The 17483-nt window shown below is 69.7% G+C and carries 13 protein-coding genes and 4 tRNA genes; 9 read left to right on the forward strand and 8 right to left on the reverse strand.

The genetic code is table 11. The features are described 5' to 3' along the window. Positions 1–61 precede the first annotated feature (61 nt). The 4 genes from ACZ7L4_RS32165 (at position 62) to purM (ending at position 4465) form a co-directional block, all read left to right on the forward strand. A complete protein-coding gene (locus ACZ7L4_RS32165) occupies positions 62–856 on the forward strand; it encodes a maleylpyruvate isomerase family mycothiol-dependent enzyme (RefSeq protein WP_472108073.1) in 795 nt (264 codons plus the stop codon). Positions 857–914: 58 nt separating this feature from the next. After that, positions 915–1754, forward strand: coding sequence for an META domain-containing protein (locus tag ACZ7L4_RS32170; RefSeq protein WP_472108075.1), 840 nt, complete (start codon positions 915–917; stop codon positions 1752–1754). Positions 1755–1838: 84 nt separating this feature from the next. Continuing rightward, positions 1839–3365 (forward strand): amidophosphoribosyltransferase, encoded by a 1527-nt coding sequence (purF, locus tag ACZ7L4_RS32175; RefSeq protein ID WP_472108077.1) that lies wholly within the window; start codon positions 1839–1841, stop codon positions 3363–3365. A gap of 32 nt (positions 3366–3397) precedes the next feature. Continuing rightward, positions 3398–4465, forward strand: coding sequence for a phosphoribosylformylglycinamidine cyclo-ligase (gene purM, locus ACZ7L4_RS32180; RefSeq protein ID WP_472108078.1), 1068 nt, complete (start codon positions 3398–3400; stop codon positions 4463–4465). 117 nt (positions 4466–4582) lie between these two features. Here the strand turns inward: purM and ACZ7L4_RS32185 are convergent, their stop codons facing one another. Both ACZ7L4_RS32185 and ACZ7L4_RS32190 read right to left on the reverse strand, forming a co-directional pair. Beyond that, entirely contained in the window at positions 4583–4846 is a 264-nt protein-coding gene (locus ACZ7L4_RS32185) for a DUF3073 domain-containing protein (protein WP_399228641.1), read from the reverse strand. A 263-nt stretch (positions 4847–5109) separates the two neighbouring features. Continuing rightward, the gene (locus ACZ7L4_RS32190) at positions 5110–6252 is read right to left on the reverse strand and encodes a Leu/Phe/Val dehydrogenase (protein ID WP_472108080.1); all 1143 of its coding nucleotides are present in this window, start codon (positions 6250–6252) and stop codon (positions 5110–5112) included. Positions 6253–6465: 213 nt separating this feature from the next. Between ACZ7L4_RS32190 and ACZ7L4_RS32195 the strand changes: the two genes are divergently transcribed. Together ACZ7L4_RS32195 and bldC are read left to right on the forward strand one after the other, a co-directional pair. Continuing rightward, positions 6466–7326 carry a DUF8083 family protein gene (locus ACZ7L4_RS32195; protein WP_472108081.1) on the forward strand — a complete coding sequence of 287 codons (861 nt, stop codon included), beginning with the start codon at positions 6466–6468 and terminating at the stop codon, positions 7324–7326. Positions 7327–7813: 487 nt separating this feature from the next. Beyond that, positions 7814–8020, forward strand: coding sequence for a developmental transcriptional regulator BldC (bldC, locus tag ACZ7L4_RS32200; RefSeq protein ID WP_003949541.1), 207 nt, complete (start codon positions 7814–7816; stop codon positions 8018–8020). 671 nt (positions 8021–8691) lie between these two features. Here bldC and ACZ7L4_RS32205 read toward each other — a convergent pair. After that, positions 8692–8766: transfer RNA gene (locus ACZ7L4_RS32205), tRNA-Asp, on the reverse strand. A 95-nt stretch (positions 8767–8861) separates the two neighbouring features. Beyond that, entirely contained in the window at positions 8862–12872 is a 4011-nt protein-coding gene (gene hrpA / locus ACZ7L4_RS32210) for an ATP-dependent RNA helicase HrpA (RefSeq protein WP_472108083.1), read from the reverse strand. Between the two features lie 120 nt (positions 12873–12992). Between hrpA and ACZ7L4_RS32215 the strand changes: the two genes are divergently transcribed. After that, complete coding sequence (locus ACZ7L4_RS32215) at positions 12993–14138, forward strand: ABC-2 transporter permease (RefSeq protein ID WP_472108084.1); 1146 nt, start codon at positions 12993–12995, stop codon at positions 14136–14138. A 62-nt stretch (positions 14139–14200) separates the two neighbouring features. Here ACZ7L4_RS32215 and ACZ7L4_RS32220 read toward each other — a convergent pair. The 4 genes from ACZ7L4_RS32220 to ACZ7L4_RS32235 all read right to left on the reverse strand — a co-directional run bounded on the left by ACZ7L4_RS32220 (position 14201) and on the right by ACZ7L4_RS32235 (position 16164). Then, positions 14201–14274: transfer RNA gene (locus ACZ7L4_RS32220), tRNA-Phe, on the reverse strand. 23 nt (positions 14275–14297) lie between these two features. Then, positions 14298–14372, reverse strand: a tRNA-Asp gene (locus ACZ7L4_RS32225). A 49-nt stretch (positions 14373–14421) separates the two neighbouring features. Continuing rightward, positions 14422–14494: transfer RNA gene (locus ACZ7L4_RS32230), tRNA-Glu, on the reverse strand. 80 nt (positions 14495–14574) lie between these two features. Further along, positions 14575–16164: a metallophosphoesterase family protein gene (locus tag ACZ7L4_RS32235; protein ID WP_472108086.1), complete on the reverse strand. Its 1590-nt coding sequence runs from the start codon at positions 16162–16164 to the stop codon at positions 14575–14577. 58 nt (positions 16165–16222) lie between these two features. On the opposite strand from ACZ7L4_RS32235, the gene ACZ7L4_RS32240 reads away from it, so the two are divergent. Together ACZ7L4_RS32240 and ACZ7L4_RS32245 are read left to right on the forward strand one after the other, a co-directional pair. After that, the gene (locus ACZ7L4_RS32240) at positions 16223–16573 is read left to right on the forward strand and encodes a metallopeptidase family protein (RefSeq protein ID WP_450817565.1); all 351 of its coding nucleotides are present in this window, start codon (positions 16223–16225) and stop codon (positions 16571–16573) included. Positions 16574–16723: 150 nt separating this feature from the next. After that, complete coding sequence (locus tag ACZ7L4_RS32245; protein ID WP_472108088.1) at positions 16724–17260, forward strand: hypothetical protein; 537 nt, start codon at positions 16724–16726, stop codon at positions 17258–17260. The last annotated feature ends 223 nt before the right edge of the window (positions 17261–17483 follow it).

Genomic DNA, 17483 nt, shown 5'->3' on the forward strand with positions numbered 1-17483 from the left:
CGAACAGCGAGAAGCCCCCGCCTTGTTGGGCGGGGGCTTCCGCCGGTCATAGGCTCACCCCATGCCACCGGCCAAGAGGAAGCCCCGCGCGTACAACCTCGACAAGACCCGTACCGCCGTCCTGACCCAGTTCGACGCCGTGCGCAAGGGCGTCGAGGCCCTCACGCCCGAGCAGCTCGCCGGGCCGACGCGGCTCGGGGACTGGACCGTGCGGGAGCTCGCCGCGCACATCACGATGGCGTCGAGCGCCGTCTCCCGCGGGCTCGCCGTCGCCGGCTCGGGCAAGGCCGAACTGAGGCCGCAGGACTGGCCGATGACCTCGGCCCCGCACGCCGAGGACATCGACGTGTACGTGCGCGGGCTCGCGGCCGACAACGACCTCGCGACGCTCTACGCCGAGGCCGCGCAGGGCCTCGAACGCTCCCTCGCCGAGCACGACGGGGACGCCCTCGTGGCCAACCGCACCGGCCACATGACCCTCGCCGACTACCTGGTCACCCGCACCGTCGAGCTGATCGTCCACACCGACGACCTGAACGACGCGGTGCCGGGCCTCGACATCCCGTACGACCGCCAGGCGCTGGCCGCCTGCACCCGGATCCTCGCCGATGCCCTCGCCACGAAGGCCCCGGGTGCGTCGACCGAGGTTCGGATCCCGCCGTACGCCGTCGTCCAGTGCGTCGAGGGCCCCCGGCACACCCGCGGCACCCCGCCGAACGTCGTGGAGACCGACCCGCTCACCTGGATCCGCCTCGCCACGGGCCGTACGAGCTGGTCGGCGGCGGTGGACGGCGCGCTGGTGAGCGCGAGCGGCGAGCGGGCCGATCTGGCGGAGCTGCTGCCGATCATGGCGTGATGCGCACGGAACGCGCGGCGGGCCGGAACCGGAACGCGGACCGCCACGTCCCATTGCCATGCTCACGCTACGTACAACCCGTACCCGTGCCCTGATCAGCACCGCCGTCCTGCCGCTCGCCGCGCTGGCCACCGTGACCGGCTGCGGCGACGAGAAGGCCGGCTCGACGACCGTCGGCGGAGCCCCGATCACCGGCGTCCACTGGACCGTCCAGAGCGTGACGGTGGACGGGAAGGCGACGAAGGCCCCGGGCAGCGCGTACCTCGAGTTCGTCTCGGACGAGCGGGTGCGCGGCAACTACGGCTGCAACCACTTCGACGCGGCGGCCGAGGTCACCGGCGACAGCGTCGACCTGGGCAAGTCGAAGCGGACCATGATGCTCTGCGAGGACAAGGGCGTACGCGCCTTCGAGGAGACGCTGTCCCGTGCCCTGGCGGACAAGAACACGGTGAAGGCGGCCGGGGGCGGCAAGGACCGGCTGACCCTCACACGGGCGAACGGCGACACCGTCACCCTCGCCAAACAGCGTGACGCCGCGCTCGCCGGGACCAAGTGGAACGTCACCAGCCTGAGCACCGACGACGCCACCCGGTCCCTGCCGAAGGCCGCCCAGGACAGGGCCCGCCTGGTCTTCGACAAGGACGGCCACGTCAGCGCCCGCCTCGGCTGCAATCAGGGCCGCGCGAAGGCCACCGTGAAGGACGGACACATCACCTTCGGGCCGCTGACCAGCACGCGTATGGGCTGCATCGGGGCGGCCGGAGAGGTCGAGCAGGCGATGCTCGACGTCCTGAAGAACAAGGCGGCCTACGAGATCCGGGGCAACGGCCTCACGCTGACCAAGCCGGATGGCTCCGGCATCGGGCTCACCGCCGCCGACAGCACCCCCGGCCGATGAATTGGGTCACATCCGCCCCGGTCAACCCGCGTAGCCCCGGTCCCCAATTCGGACCACTGAGGGATCACGACTACACTCGAAGACGTGCCACGTGGTGACGGTCGACTCAATCACGACCTGCTCCCCGGCGAGAAAGGCCCCCAGGACGCTTGTGGCGTCTTCGGTGTCTGGGCTCCGGGTGAAGAGGTCGCAAAGCTCACTTACTTCGGGCTCTACGCCCTCCAACACCGGGGTCAGGAATCCGCGGGAATCGCGGTCAGCAATGGCTCCCAGATCCTCGTCTTCAAGGACATGGGACTCGTCTCCCAGGTCTTCGACGAAACATCCCTAGGCTCCCTGCAAGGTCATATCGCGGTCGGTCACGCCCGCTACTCGACCACCGGGGCCTCCGTATGGGAGAACGCCCAGCCGACGTTCCGTGCCACCGCGCACGGTTCGATCGCCCTCGGGCACAACGGCAACCTGGTCAACACGGCGCACCTCGCCGAGCTGGTCGCCGAGCTCCCCAAGGAGAACGGGCGCGCGACGCAGGTCGCGGCCACCAACGACACCGACCTGGTGACGGCCCTGCTCGCGGGGCAGGTCGACGAGGACGGCAAGCCGCTGACCGTGGAAGAGGCGGCCGCCAAGGTGCTGCCTCAGGTCAAGGGCGCCTTCTCGCTCGTCTTCATGGACGAGAACACCCTGTACGCCGGTCGTGACCCGCAGGGCATCCGCCCGCTGGTCCTCGGCCGCCTGGAGCGCGGCTGGGTCGTCGCGTCGGAGACCGCCGCGCTCGACATCTGCGGCGCCAGCTTCGTCCGCGAGATCGAGCCGGGCGAGTTCGTCGCCATCGACGAGAACGGCCTGCGAACCTCCCGCTTCGCCGAAGCAAAGCCGAAGGGCTGTGTCTTCGAGTACGTGTACCTGGCCCGCCCGGACACGGACATCGCGGGCCGGAACGTGTACCTCTCCCGCGTGGAGATGGGCCGCAAGCTCGCCAAGGAAGCCCCGGTCGACGCCGACCTCGTCATAGCCACCCCGGAATCCGGAACTCCGGCCGCGGTCGGCTACGCCGAGGCCTCCGGCATCCCGTTCGGCAACGGCCTGGTGAAGAACGCCTACGTCGGCCGCACCTTCATCCAGCCCTCCCAGACGATCCGCCAGCTCGGCATCCGTCTGAAGCTGAACCCGCTCAAGGAAGTCATCAAGGGCAAGCGCCTGGTCGTCGTCGACGACTCGATCGTGCGCGGCAACACCCAGCGCGCCCTGGTCCGCATGCTCCGCGAGGCCGGCGCGGCCGAGATCCACGTGCGGATCTCCTCGCCGCCCATCAAGTGGCCCTGCTTCTTCGGCATCGACTTCGCGACCCGCGCGGAGCTGATCGCCAACGGCATGACGGTCGAGGAGATCGGCACCTCGCTCGGGGTCGACTCGCTCTCGTACATCTCCATCGACGGCATGATCGAGGCGACCACCATCGCCAAGCCGAACCTCTGCCGGGCCTGCTTCGACGGCGAGTACCCGATGGACCTCCCCGACCCGGAGCTCCTCGGCAAGCAGCTCCTGGAGACGGAACTGGCCGCAGGTCCTGCGTCCACGGCTGCGTCCGACGCGATCCGTCGCCCGTAGACCCCGATTCATCAACCGAAAGATCCCAGGCAATGTCTGAGACCACTGGTGCCAGCTACGCGTCCGCGGGCGTCGACATCGAAGCCGGCGACCGCGCCGTAGAGCTGATGAAGGAGTGGGTGAAGAAGACGCAGCGCCCCGAGGTCCTCGGCGGCCTCGGCGGCTTCGCCGGCCTCTTCGACGCCTCCGCCCTCAAGAAGTACGAGCGCCCGCTGCTCGCCTCGGCCACCGACGGCGTCGGCACGAAGGTCGACATCGCCCGGCAGCTCGGCCGCTACGACACGATCGGCCACGACCTCGTCGCGATGGTCATGGACGACATCGTGGTGTGCGGCGCCGAACCGCTCTTCATGACCGACTACATCTGCGTGGGCAAGGTCCACCCGGAGCGGGTCGCCGGCATCGTGAAGGGCATCGCCGAGGGCTGTGTCCTCGCGGGCTGCGCGCTCGTCGGCGGCGAGACGGCGGAGCACCCGGGCCTGCTCGGCCCGGACGACTTCGACGTCGCGGGCGCCGGCACGGGTGTCGTGGAGCACGACAACCTGCTGGGCCCGGATCGCATCCGTAAGGGTGACGCGGTGATCGCCATGGCGTCCTCCGGTCTTCACTCGAACGGGTACTCGCTGGTCCGCCACGTCCTCCTGGAGCGCGCGGGGATGGACCTGGGCGCTCACGTCGAGGAACTCGGCCGCACGCTCGGCGAGGAGCTCCTGGAGCCGACGAAGATCTACTCCCTGGACTGCCTCTCGCTCATCAGCACCACCGAGGTCCACGCCTTCAGCCACATCACGGGCGGCGGCCTCGCGGCGAACCTGGCCCGCGTGATCCCGGACGGCCTGCACGCCACGGTCGACCGCTCCACGTGGACCCCGGACCCGATCTTCGACCTGGTCGGTGAGAAGGGTCAGGTCGAGCGCCTGGAGCTGGAGAAGACGCTGAACATGGGCGTCGGCATGATGGCGATCGTGCCGCAGGAGTCGGTGGAGGTCGCCCTGGCGACGCTGGCCGACCGCGGCGTCGACTCCTGGGTCGCCGCTGAGATCGTCGAGCGCGGCGAGCACACCACGGGCGCCGAGCTCACCGGGGACTACGCCGCGTAGTCCCTGCGGGGGCGCCCGGCGCTCCTTGTGCGGACAGCACAAAACCCGGTCCGGCGTGGTGACCACCCCGGACCGGGTGAAGTGCAGCGACTGCGACGCCGCTGACGTGTTACGAGGTCAAGCGCCGCGGCGCTGTGACGAAGGACCGGACTCGCCGTCCTCGTCCTCGTCCTCGTCGTACATATCCGCGTAGCGGGCGTACGGGTCGTCTTCCTCGTCGTCATCCTCGAAAGGCTCGCCGTTCGGCGGCTGATTCGATACCGGATCCGACGTGGATGCGCCTAGCTCGTTGGCCAGACGCGACAGGTCAGTCCCGCCGCTGTTGTACTTCAGCTGGCGGGCGACCTTCGTCTGCTTGGCCTTGGCCCGGCCGCGCCCCATGGCTCGACCCCCTCGGTGATGGGGCTTCATGGCCCCAGAGTCTTGACACGCGTTCATGATCTGGAACGGACTCCCCGCAGGGAGACCGGTCCGTAGGGCTTCCACGGTACCTGAGCCCACGCCCATACGGTACGTCGCCCGCAGGACGCGCGTGTGCGCAGGACCAGCCAGGAGCCCTTTCCTCGCTGGTCAGCTGCGATTTTAACCTCTTCCCGAGGAGCGACCCGCCGAGGGGCGTGATGCTCGTTACCCAAGGGCGCTCGTCAGCCCCTTCCGCGGGCCTCCGCCATCCGCTGTTCGGCGATCCGGTCGGCCGCCGCGGCCGGCGGAATTCCATCGGACTTCGCACGAGCAAAGATAGAAAGCGTTGTGTCGAAGATCTTCGAGGCCTTGCCCCTGCACCGGTCGAAGTCGAAGCCGTGCAGCTCGTCGGCGACCTGGATGACGCCGCCCGCGTTCACCACGTAGTCCGGCGCGTAGAGGACCCCGCGGTCCGCGAGGTCCTTCTCGACGCCCGGGTGCGCGAGCTGGTTGTTGGCCGCGCCGCACACCACCTTCGCGGTCAGCACCGGTACGGAGTCGTCGTTCAGCGCGCCGCCCAGGGCACAGGGCGCGTAGATGTCGAGCCCCTCCGCGCGGATCAGGGCCTCGGTGTCGGCGGCGACCGCGACCTCGGGGTGCCGCTCGGTGATCTGCCGCACCGACTCCGCGCGGACGTCGGTCACCACGACCTCGGCGCCGTCCGCCAGGAGGTGCTCGACGAGGTGGTGGCCCACCTTGCCCACCCCGGCGACGCCGACCCTGCGGCCGCGCAGCGTGGGATCGCCCCACAGGTGCTGGGCGCTGGCCCGCATGCCCTGGAAGACGCCGAAGGCGGTGAGCACGGAGGAGTCGCCCGCCCCGCCGTTCTCGGGGGAGCGCCCGGTGGTCCAGCGGCACTCGCGCGCCACCACGTCCATGTCGGCGACGTACGTGCCGACGTCGCACGCCGTCACGTAGCGGCCGCCCAGCGAGGCCACGAAGCGGCCGTACGCCAGCAGCAGCTGTTCGCTCTTGATGGTGTCCGGGTCGCCGATGATCACGGCCTTGCCGCCGCCGTGGTCGAGCCCGGCCATGGCGTTCTTGTAGGACATGCCGCGCGCGAGGTTCAGCGCGTCGGCCACGGCCGCCTCCTCGGAGGCGTACGGATAGAAGCGCGTGCCGCCGAGGGCCGGGCCCAGGGCGGTGCTGTGGAGGGCGATGACGGCCTTGAGGCCGCTGGCCCGGTCCTGGCAGAGGACGACCTGCTCGTGGCCGCCCTGTTCCGAGTGGAAGAGCGTGTGCAGGACGCCAGGGGCGCCGGAGGTGTCAGAGGTGGTGACAGCGTCGCCGGTCACATCGGTCACTGTGGTGACTCCCAAGTACATAGCGGCGGTTGGGCGGAATCCCGTGCGGGTGGCGGGCCTTCCGTCGGTGCTTGTGGGCAAGAGATTAGAGCGTGCGGGGGCCCGCCACGGGCGCAGTGCCCAGGATCACCCTCACGCGCCCGCACGGGCCGCAAGCAGGCCCGAATCCCGCCGCGTCGCCACGTGGGACGATTTGCAGTGTTTTCCAGCCGGTGGGCGGGGGAGGGAGCAGCCGTGCCCAAGGTGTCCTCGGTGACTGTCCCGTACGCGGCGTATCTGCGCGTGTACGAACCCCTCGCAGCCTTCCCGCAGCCGGAGCGCGGCCACTGGGAGCGCTACGCGAAACGCGAGAGCCTCCCCTCCTACCAGGATGAATTGCGCCGTTCTTTGGCCGATCTTCTGCCCACGCCGCCGGTGCCCGTGCCGGTGCACGAGAGCGACGACGCGTTCGTGATCGTGATCGACGGGGTGGTGTGCGTGTGCCCGTGGCGCACCCGGCTGCGCGGCTGGCAGGCCCTGGACGAGCTGCCGGGCGAGCTGCCGGCGCCGGTCCTGGACGCGGCGATCCCGCCGGTGGTGCGCCGGCAGACGGCCGCCGATTACGACCGCTGGCTGGAGCGCAATCCGGACGCCAGGCCCTGGATCCGGACGTCCACGTGGCAGGTGCCGATCAACTGGTTCGTGCTCGTGTCGGACGACGAGCGGGAGTACGAGCAGAAGAGCGACGAGGGCGGGCCGGAGGGCGTCGGCGTCCCGCGGCTGCGCTACCGCACGCCGATGGTGCAGGCCAGGCGCCGGGTGGCGCGGGCCCTGAAGGCGCTGAGGGACTCGATCGAGGAAGGCCCCCTGATCGACGGCCTGGTAGATGTGGGGCGCTGGCTGGAGGAGTTCCACCCCCGTTCGTACGTCGAGCTCGACTACGGCGGGCTCGTGCACGCCCTGCCGCAGGACTTCCTCGAGGACGACCACTCGGCGGCGGATGTCGCCGAGGGCATCGCGGCGCTGCGCGTCGGTGACGAGGACGGTGCGGGCGAGGCGTACGCGAGGCTTGTGGAACGCTGGCGGTCGGCGCGCGACCGGCAGTTCGCGAACTGAATCCCCAAGTGAGGCCGCTCACACCGGCCTTCGGGACCTACGTCCCGATCCGGGCGTTTGCCTCAAGCGTGACGGACGGCACTTACGGGGACCTTGCGCCCATCACCCCTCCTCGTGCCAAAATAGGACAAGGAGTCCGGGGAGGGCTCCTTCCGTCCAACTAAGTCCAACCATGGACGGATTACTCAGCATTGCACTGCCGCTGGGGGGTCTGATGGCTCCTGATCGCTCTGTGACTGATCGTCACTGTGGCGTGACTGTCCGCTATGGCACGGTCCATCGGCATCCGTCGCTGATGAACACCTGGGAGGGCAATTCCATCGGTTTGGCCGACGTGGCTGGACGGATGGTGTAGTTGTAGTGCCGAGGACAAGCCGTTCGTCCTATAACCGACTCGACTCGCGTCCGCCATTTCGGGCAACGCGGGTCAAGGTGCAGAATTTAGAGGAATGAACCGAGAAGGTTCGGTTCTCCGAGGAGGCCGCTCATGACCGCTCGCACCCCTGATGCCGAGCCGCTGCTGACCCCGGCTGAGGTCGCCACGATGTTCCGCGTCGACCCCAAGACGGTCACGCGCTGGGCGAAGGCTGGCAAGCTCACGTCGATTCGTACGCTCGGCGGACACCGCCGTTACCGCGAGGCCGAGGTCCGCGCTCTGCTTGCGGGCATCCCGCAGCAGCGCAGCGAGGCCTGAGGCACCGCACAACGCAGCAAAACGGGCGTTTCAGGTCCCCCAACCTGTTCCGCGCCCACCCATAGCTCCACTCGACGCGGGTCCTGCCCCAACAGGACTCCTTCTTATGAAGACCGCCGAGGCGTCATCTCCACAGCCTCATGGAAGCGTCACTCGATCGCGCTGGACTCCGCCGGGTCCAGCGCGATCTTTTTTGTGCGCGCGGGCCGGCCTGCGGTGGGGGTTCGTGTGCGCCCCTGTGGCCACCTGTCGGGGGTGGTGCAATTGCACATATTAAATTGAGCCGTTGTAGGGAGGGGGTAAGAAACGGTGTTTCCAAAACAACTTCGGTGACACCCGTCACACGCCCCGTCGCTTGTTGCAGGTGACGCCCTTGCGCTATTGGGATCCGGCGCCCGGTGTGCGCACCTGCCATGTCGTCGACTCTCCCCAGGCTGCCACCAGTTGAGGCCGCGCAGGGTCGGCTTTGGTCACCCCTTCGAGGGTCTTTCGTCCTCACTGGCCTCACGGGCGCTCTCAGGGCGCCCCAGGGGCCTTTACGGGGGCGACGGGAGCCCCATCCGGCCCCGCCGGCGATTGAGGCGCGGGGTCCGGGGCGGAGCCCCGATCTTTCGAACGCGGGGGCCGAAACGAAAGAGACCCGCACCGTACGGTGCGGGTCTCATCTACTGCGGTCCTGACGGGATTTGAACCCGCGGCCTCCACCTTGACAGGGTGGCGAGCACTCCAAACTGCTCCACAGGACCAGGTTTCGCGGCGCTTGTTGCTGCGTTGCGCTGCGAGACAGGACTCTACAGCAGCGCAGGCCGTGCGGTCGAACTCACCCTGTGCGGTCGGCCGGTCACGGAACCTGCGCGTCGATCGCCTTCACGATCCGCTTGTCCGAGACCGGGTACGCCGTGCCCAGCGCGTGGGCGAAATAGCTGACCCGCAGCTCCTCGATCATCCAGCGGATGTCGAGCACCTCCTGCGGCACGGGCCGTCCCTGCGGCATCTGCTCGAGCAGCCACAGGTACTCGTCCCGCATCTCGTGGACCTTCTCCATGCGCGTGGTGTCCCGCTGGACGTTGGTCGGCATCTGCTGGAGCCGGCGGTCGGCCGCGACGAGATAGCGCATCAGGTCGGGCAGCCTCCGCAGCCCGGTGGCCGTGACGAAGCCCGGCTTCACCAGCTCGTTCAACTGGGTGCGCACGTCCTGGAGGTTGGGCAGCAGCACCGCGCTCTTCGTGGACTTCAGGCGGCGCTCGCAGGCCTGCCAGGCCGCCAGCACCTGCTGGACCTGGCCCACCGCCCGCACCGTGGTGTCGACGATCTCCGCGCGCACCTTGTCGTAGAGCTTCCGGTACGACTCCTCGTCCCAGGCGGGCCCGCCGAAGTCGCCTATGAGCCTGTCCGCCGCCGCCATCGCGCAGTCGTCGAAGAGCGCCTGGACCGAGCCGTGCGGGTTCGCGGACAGGGCGAGCTTCTGCGCGTTGCTCAGCTTGTCCGAGGCGAACTTGCCGGGGTTCACCGGGATGTTGCGCAGGATGAGCCGGCGCGTGCCCTTCCACATGGCCTGCGCCTGCTCGGCCTCGCTGTCGAAGAGGCGTACGGAGACGGTGTCGCCGTCGTCGACCAGGGCCGGGTAGGCCTTCACCGGCTGGCCGGCCCGGCGGGTCTCGAAGACCTTCGACAGCGCCCCGACGCTCCAGTCGGTGAGGCCCTTCTGCTCCACCGAGGGCCCGCCGGAGCGCTCCGCGGTGGCCTTGGCCGCCTGCGAGATCGCCTGCCGGGCCTTCGGCTTCAGCCGGAGCTTGAGCGCCTCCAGGTCCTTGTCCTCGGCGAGCTTGCGGCGCCGCTCGTCGACGATCCGGAAGGTGACCTTCAGATGGTCGGGGACGCGGCTCAGGTCGAAGTCGTCCGGCGAGACCGGGACGCCGACCATCTGCTGCAACTCGCGCGCGAGCGTGACCGGCAGTGCCTCCTGCAACGGCACCGCACGGTCGAGGAACGCCTTCGCGTAGTTCGGCGCCGGCACGTAGTTGCGCCGGATCGGCTTGGGGAGGGAGCGGATCAGCTCGATCACCACGTCCTCGCGCAGGCCGGGGATCTGCCAGTCGAAGCCCTCGTCGGTGACCTGGTTGAGCACCTGGAGCGGAATGTGGACGGTCACGCCGTCCGCGTCCGCGCCCGGCTCGAACTGGTACGTCACCCGGAACTTGAGGCCGCCCTGGCGCCAGCTGTCCGGGTAGTCGTCCTTCGTGACCGCTTCCGCGGACTCGCGGATCAGCATCGAGCGCTCGAAGTCGAGGAGTTCGGGCTCCTCGCGCTTCTTCTGCTTCCACCAGGAGTCGAAGTGGGTGCCGGACACGACGTGTTCGGGGACCCGCTGGTCGTAGAAGTCGAAGAGCGTGTCGTCGTCGACCACGATGTCGCGGCGCCGGGCCCGGTGCTCCAACTCCTCGACCTCGGTGAGGAGTTTGCGGTTGTCGGCGAAGAACTTGTGGTGCGTGCGCCAGTCGCCCTCGACCAGGGCGTTGCGGATGAACAGCTCGCGGCTGATCTCGGCGTCGATCCGCCCGTAGTTCACCTTGCGCTGGGCGACGAGCGGGACGCCGTACAGCGTGACCTTCTCGTACGCCATCACGGCCGCCTGGTCCTTCTCCCAGTGCGGCTCGCTGTACGTGCGCTTGAGCAGGTGCTCGGCGAGCGGCTCGACCCACTCGGGCTCGATCTTCGCGTTGACGCGCGCCCACAGGCGGCTGGTCTCCACGAGCTCCGCCGACATCACGAACCGCGGGGGCTTCTTGAAGAGGGCCGAGCCCGGGAAGATCGCGAACTTGGCGTTGCGAGCGCCGATGTACTCATTGCGCCCGCGGTCGCGGCCGGCCTGCTTGGGGTCCTTGGCCTGCGACTCCTTGGACTCCTTCGCATCCTTCATGCCGATGTGCGAAAGCAAACCGGAAAGGAGGGAGATGTGGACGGAGTCGCCGGCGGCGGGAGTATCGGCGTCGCCGAGATGGATGCCCATCTGCTTCGCGACCGTCCGCAGCTGCGTGTAGATGTCCTGCCACTCGCGGATGCGCAGGAAGTTCAGGTACTCGCGCTTGCACATGCGGCGGAACGCGGAGGAGCCCAGCTCCTTCTGCTGCTCGCGCACATAGCGCCACAGGTTCAGGAAGGCGAGGAAGTCGCTGGTCTCGTCCTTGAAGCGGGCGTGCTGCTGGTCGGCCTGCGCCTGCTTGTCCGAGGGGCGCTCGCGCGGGTCCTGGATGGACAGCGCCGCGGCGATCACCATGACCTCGCGCACGCAGCCGTTCTTGTCGGCCTCCAGGACCATCCGGGCCAGGCGCGGGTCGACGGGGAGCTGGGCGAGCTTGCGGCCCTGCTCCGTGAGCCGCTTGCGGACGTCCTTCTGGGCGGGGTCCAACGCGCCCAGTTCCTGGAGGAGTTGGACGCCGTCGCGGATGTTGCGGTGGTCCGGCGGGTCGATGAAGGGGAACTTCTCGATGTCGCCGAGGCCCGCCGAGGTCATCTGGAGGATGACGGAGGCCAGGTTCGTCCGGAGGATCTCCGCGTCCGTGAACTCCGGGCGGGCGAGGAAGTCGTCCTCGGAGTAGAGCCGGATGCAGATGCCGTCGGACGTACGGCCGCAGCGGCCCTTGCGCTGGTTGGCGCTGGCCTGGCTGACCGGCTCGATGGGCAGCCGCTGCACCTTCGTACGGTGCGAATAGCGCGAGATGCGGGCCGTGCCGGGGTCGATCACGTATTTGATGCCGGGGACCGTCAGGGACGTCTCCGCGACGTTCGTCGCGAGGACGATCCGTCTGCCCGTGTGGCGCTGGAAGACGCGGTGCTGCTCGGCGTGCGAGAGCCGCGCGTACAGCGGCAGGACCTCGGTGAACTTGTACTTCTTCTTCTCCAGCGCGTCCGCGGTGTCGCGGATCTCGCGCTCGCCGGAGAGGAAGACGAGGATGTCGCCGTCGCCCTCGCGCATCAGCTCCTCGCACGCGTCCGTGATCGCGGTGATCTGGTCGCGGTCGGAGTCGTCCGAGTCCTCTTCGAGGAGCGGGCGGTACCGCACCTCCACCGGGTACGTACGGCCGCTGACCTCGACGATCGGGGCGTCCCCGAAGTGCCGCGAGAAGCGCTCGGGGTCGATGGTCGCGGACGTGATGACGACCTTGAGGTCCGGGCGCTTCGGCAGCAGCTGCGCCAGGTAGCCGAGCAGGAAGTCGATGTTCAGGGACCGCTCGTGGGCCTCGTCGATGATGATCGTGTCGTACGCGCGCAGCTCGCGGTCCGTCTGGATCTCCGCCAGCAGGATGCCGTCCGTCATCAGCTTGACGAAGGTGCTGTCCTGGTTGACCTGGTCGGTGAACCGGACCTTCCAGCCGACCGCCTCGCCCAGCGGCGTGTGCAGCTCCTCGGCGACGCGCTCGGCGACCGTGCGGGCGGCGATCCGGCGGGGCTGGGTGTGCCCGATCATGCCGCGCACGCCACGGCCGAGCTCCAGGCAGATCTTCGGGATCTGCGTGGTCTTTCCCGATCCGGTCTCACCGGCGACGATCACGACCTGGTGGTCGCGGATCGCGTCCGCGATCTCGTCCTTCTTCTGGCTGACCGGGAGCTGCTCGGGATACGTGACCTCGAGGGACTCGCGGCGCGCACGGCGGGTGTCCGTGCGCACGGCGGACTTCTCGGCCTCCGCGCCGATCTCAGCGACGACGGCGGCGCGCGCCTCCGGCTTACGGATCTTGCGGGCGCCTTCGAGCCTGCGCCCGAGGCGGTGCGCATCGCGCAGGGACAGCTCGGAGATCCGCCGCGCTACGGCGGCGAACTGATCGGCGGCGGGGGCAGGCTGCGTAGACATACGTCCTCAAGGATCTCACCTCGGGGAAATGTGTGGCGACCGGTTTTGCGGGCGGTGCCCCGGGACGGCCGGGGCCGGCGTCCGGATGTAGAGCACCGGCGCGTGGCTTAACGTGCGGATATGTCGCACTTGCCCGATGGGTCGGAACCGCCGCCCGACGAGCCCGGACCGGCGCCCGACGAGCCCGAACCGGAGAAGGGGCCCAAGCACCCGCCGCACGGCGCGCACGGGCGCCCGCTGAGCGGGCCCGAGCGCTGGGCGGGCTTCAAGCAGTCGCCCTTCTTCCCGGCGACCGTGCTCGTCCTCATCCTGGCCGCGGCGGCCGCCCTCTTCGCCGGCTCGTACACGTACTCCATGGCGAACCCGACGCCGCACCACATCCCGACCGGCGTCACCGGCGAGCACGACGCCGCGCGGCGCAGCGCCTTCGTCGGCGCGATGGAGAAGGCCCTCGACGCCCAGCTCGACCTCAAGCTGTACGACTCGCCGCAGGCGGCCCGCGACGCGCTCGACGCCCAGAAGATCTACGCCGTGTTCGACGTGCGGGACAACGGGGCCCGCGTCCGCCTCGACGTCTCCGGGGCCTCCGGTGTCACCGTCGCCCAGGTCTTCACCGAGGCGGCGCCCCCGGTCAGCAAGGCGACCGGCATCCCCGTGACCGTGAAGGACGTGAACCCGCTGCAGGGCGGCGACCCGCGCGGCCTCACGATCTTCTACATCACGCTCGCCGCCGTGATCATCGGCTTCGTCGGCGCGATCCAGCTCAGCGTGCATGCGCGCGGCCTCAACCCGGCCGAGCGGATCGCCTTCACCGTCGCGTACGCGCTGCTCGGCGGCTTCGCCGTGGCGGCCGTCGCGGACTGGGGGCTCGGCGCGGTGGACCTGCCCTTCGTCGAGTCCTGGCTGATCCTCGCGCTGACGATGTTCACCTGCGGCATGGTCTTCACGATGTTCAACACGTTCTTCCACCGCTGGGCGATGATCCCGACCTGGGGCCTGCTCGTCCTGCTCGGCAACCCGGCGTCCGGCGGCGCGGTCGCGCCCCCGCTGCTCCCCACGTTCATCGGCCGCCTCGGCCAGTGGCTGCCCCCGGGCGCCTCGTACAACGCCCAGCACACGGCGGTCTACTTCCAGGGCAACCAGCACGCCTTCCCGTTCCTGGTCCTGGCCGGCTGGTCCCTGGTCTCCTGCGCCCTCTTCTGGTTCTGGCGCCATCGCCACCCGGGCGGCCGGGGCACGGGCCCGCTGCACGCGGCACCGGTCTGACCAGGGAGAACACTCGCCGGGGAACGCAATAGGCCCCGTCCGAGGACGGGGCCTAATTCCTGTGGCTGGGGCCGGGATCGAACCGGCGACCTATCGCTTTTCAGGCGATCGCTCGTACCAACTGAGCTACCCAGCCACGAAGTTCACGAGGAACTTCAGCGGTCCTGACGGGATTTGAACCCGCGGCCTCCACCTTGACAGGGTGGCGAGCACTCCAAACTGCTCCACAGGACCTTGCTGTTGTGCGAGACAAGCGAGAGCAAGTGTCTCACACGGTTGTGCGTGCCCCCAACGGGATTCGAACCCGTGCTACCGCCTTGAAAGGGCGGCGTCCTAGGCCGCTAGACGATGAGGGCTATCGGCCCGCCTGCGCGCTTTGCAGCGCGTCGGGGACGTGAGAAGCATATGGGATGCAGGGAGCTATCGCCAAAACGGTTTACGGGGAGCTCTCCCCAGGGCTCGGCGAGGGGGTCGCACCGGGCTGGTTCTCCTGTGGCAGATGGCGGCTGACCTCCGCCTTCGTCAGGCCGAGGCCGCCCAGGCGGATCTCGTCCCAGGCCTGCAGGCGCTTGGTGGAGCGGTCCAGATAGAGGACGGACGCCTCCACCGGATCGGGGTGGCCGTTCTCGTTGTCGACCGCGCGCAGGCCGCTGCCGCCGGTCGAGCCCTCGACGCGCAGCCGGGTGCCGAGCGGGAGCATCTCCATCTCCTGGTGGTGGATGTGGCCCGCCAGGACCAGCGGCACCTCGCCGTCCACCTCCCGGGCCGCCGCCGGCTCATGGGCGAGCGCGATGTCGACCGGGGTGCCCGCCGCCCGCTGGTCGCGCAGCGCCGACGCGAGGCGGACGCCCGCGAGCCGCTCGGCAGGGTCGCCCTGCGCCTTCGCCGCGCGGTCCGGGGTGTACTGCGGGTCGCCCGTCCCGGCGAAGCGCAGGCCCGCGACCGTGACCGCCTTGCCGTTGTCGAGGACACGGACGTTCTTGAAGCGCTTGCGGTCGGAGAGGTACTTCTGCGTCGCGTTCTTCGAGTCGTGGTTGCCGCGGATCCAGACGTAGGGCGCCTTCAGGTCCTTGATCGGGTCGAGGAACGCGTTCTCCGCCTGCGAGCCGTGGTCCATCGTGTCGCCGGTGTCGACGATCACGGAGATCCGGTACTGCTCCACGAGCGAGGCGATGATCTTCCACGACGCCGGGTTCAGATGGATGTCCGACACGTGCAGGACCCGGATCGTCGAGGGGTCCGGCTGGTACGCGGGGAGCGTGGACGTCGCGTCGTAGAGCTTGGTGACGTTCGTGACCAGGAGCGCCAACTCCTTTTGGTAGGCGTCGAACTCGGTCACGATCGAGCGGGCGCTGCCGACCACGGAGGGCGCCGAGGAGAGCAGGCCCGAGAACTTCGGCTCCAGGACGGACTCCGGGTTCCACGTCGCGTACGCCGTGCCGCCGGAGGCCGCGAGGAGGGTGAGCGCCAGGCCGCCGGCGGCGAGCGCGCGGCGCGGGCGGCGGTAGACCACGAGGCCGAGCGTCGTGGCGCCCGCGACCACCGCCACGCAGGAGCGCAGCGCCAGGTCGACCGTCCCGTGCTCGACGTCCCGCGCGACCTCGTCCTGAAGGCCGGAGAACCGCTCGGGGTGGTCGACGAGGGCCTGGGCGCGGGCCGGGTCGAGGCGGTCCACGTCGACGTCGAGGCGGATCGGCGCCGTGTGCGAGTGCAGCTCCAGGGCACCGAGCGGCGACACGTTGATCTTCGTACCGCCCGAGAACGACGGACGGAGCGTCATCTTCGTGTCCATGGGCCCCACCGGAGTCCGCACGCTGCCGACGATCAGCAGGCCGAGCCAGGCGCCGAGCAGCACGACGGCGACCAGGCCGAGGGCGCGTACGTACGGGTGCGGCGGGTGGACCAGTTCGAGGACCGGGTGCGGGTGCCGGTCACGGTAATGGCGCAGGAGGGCGGCGGGGGCGGTGCGAAAGCCCCGGATGCGACGGCGGACTCCACGTATGGCGGCGGCTGGCGAGCGGGCCATTGCTCCCGTATGCCCAAGTGCACGGGTGGATATGCGGGTTGTACCGGACAATGGCCGTGTGCTGGAGATGACGCGCGAGACGTTCGAGGAACTGGTCGGCGAGGCGCTCGACCGGATCCCGCCCGAGCTGACCCGACTCATGGACAACGTGGCGGTGTTCGTGGAGGACGAACCGCCCGCCGAGGACCCCGACCTGCTCGGGCTCTACGAAGGGACGCCGCTGACCGAGCGGGGCGAGTGGTACGCGGGCGTGCTGCCGGACCGGATCACCATCTACCGGGGGCCGACGCTGCGGATGTGCGAGTCCAGGGAGGACGTCGTCGCGGAGACCGAGGTGACCGTGGTGCACGAGATCGCCCACCACTTCGGGATCGACGACGCGCGGCTGCACGCGCTGGGATACGGCTGACGGCACGGGCGGGACACGGGTGAGGCCCCCGCGCTGATTGTGGGGGCTTTGTGCGGTGCTCGCGCGGCGCGTGTCCTCGTACGGGCGACAGGAGTTGGGGACGGTACCCCCCCATGGTGACCCCGTCTCGTGCACCGGAGGTGCTCGCCCGTGCGCCAGTTGTCCGTATCGCAACGCGCCCTGTCGCTCAGTGCGCTCCGCCTGGGCCGGCTGGCCGCCACCACGGTGGCCGTCGCCGCGGCCGCCGGCTGCATGAGCGTGGGCGCCGACGGCACAGGCGCGGCCACCCACTCCCCGCCGCAGCGGGGCTCCGGCGCCGCGCCCGACGGCGGCAACGCGGTCCCGGACGGCGGGGCGGACGTGGGCGCGCGCGTCGGCGACGCCTCGGAGATGCCCTCGCGGCGGCCCGACTCGCCCGGGACCGAGGCCACGCCCTCGTCCGCTTCCCCCACGCCGACGCGGGCCTCCACCCCGGCCTCGAAGCCCGCCTCGCCGTCCCGCAGCGTCCCGCAGCGCCCCTCGCAGCGGCCGAGCTCACCCAGCGCGACGACCACGCCCTCGCCCACGAAGTCGTCCCCCGCCCCCTCCACGTCGCCGCCGACCGCCGAGCCCTCGTCCTCGGCGCACGAGGAGACCGCGTCGGAGCGGGCCAGTGAACCGCGGCCGCAGGCGGGGGACCCGGCCTAGCGCCTGGTCGTCGTGTGATCGGGGTCTCAAGGATCGGGTTTGCCTCGGGGGGTGGGGGGTGCGTATGGTGGTAGATCGTTTGATCCCATTTGCCCGGCGCCGTCAAGAGAGCGCCGCGTGGCGCGTACTCTCCCTTGCCGTGGCTGGACCGCATTGAGGCGGTCGATTTGCTGAATTGCGAATACACGGAGTTGCGGGCGCGTGCCGAGACTCCGGAAGGTTT

Source organism: Streptomyces sp. NPDC107575 (genome assembly GCF_055657265.1).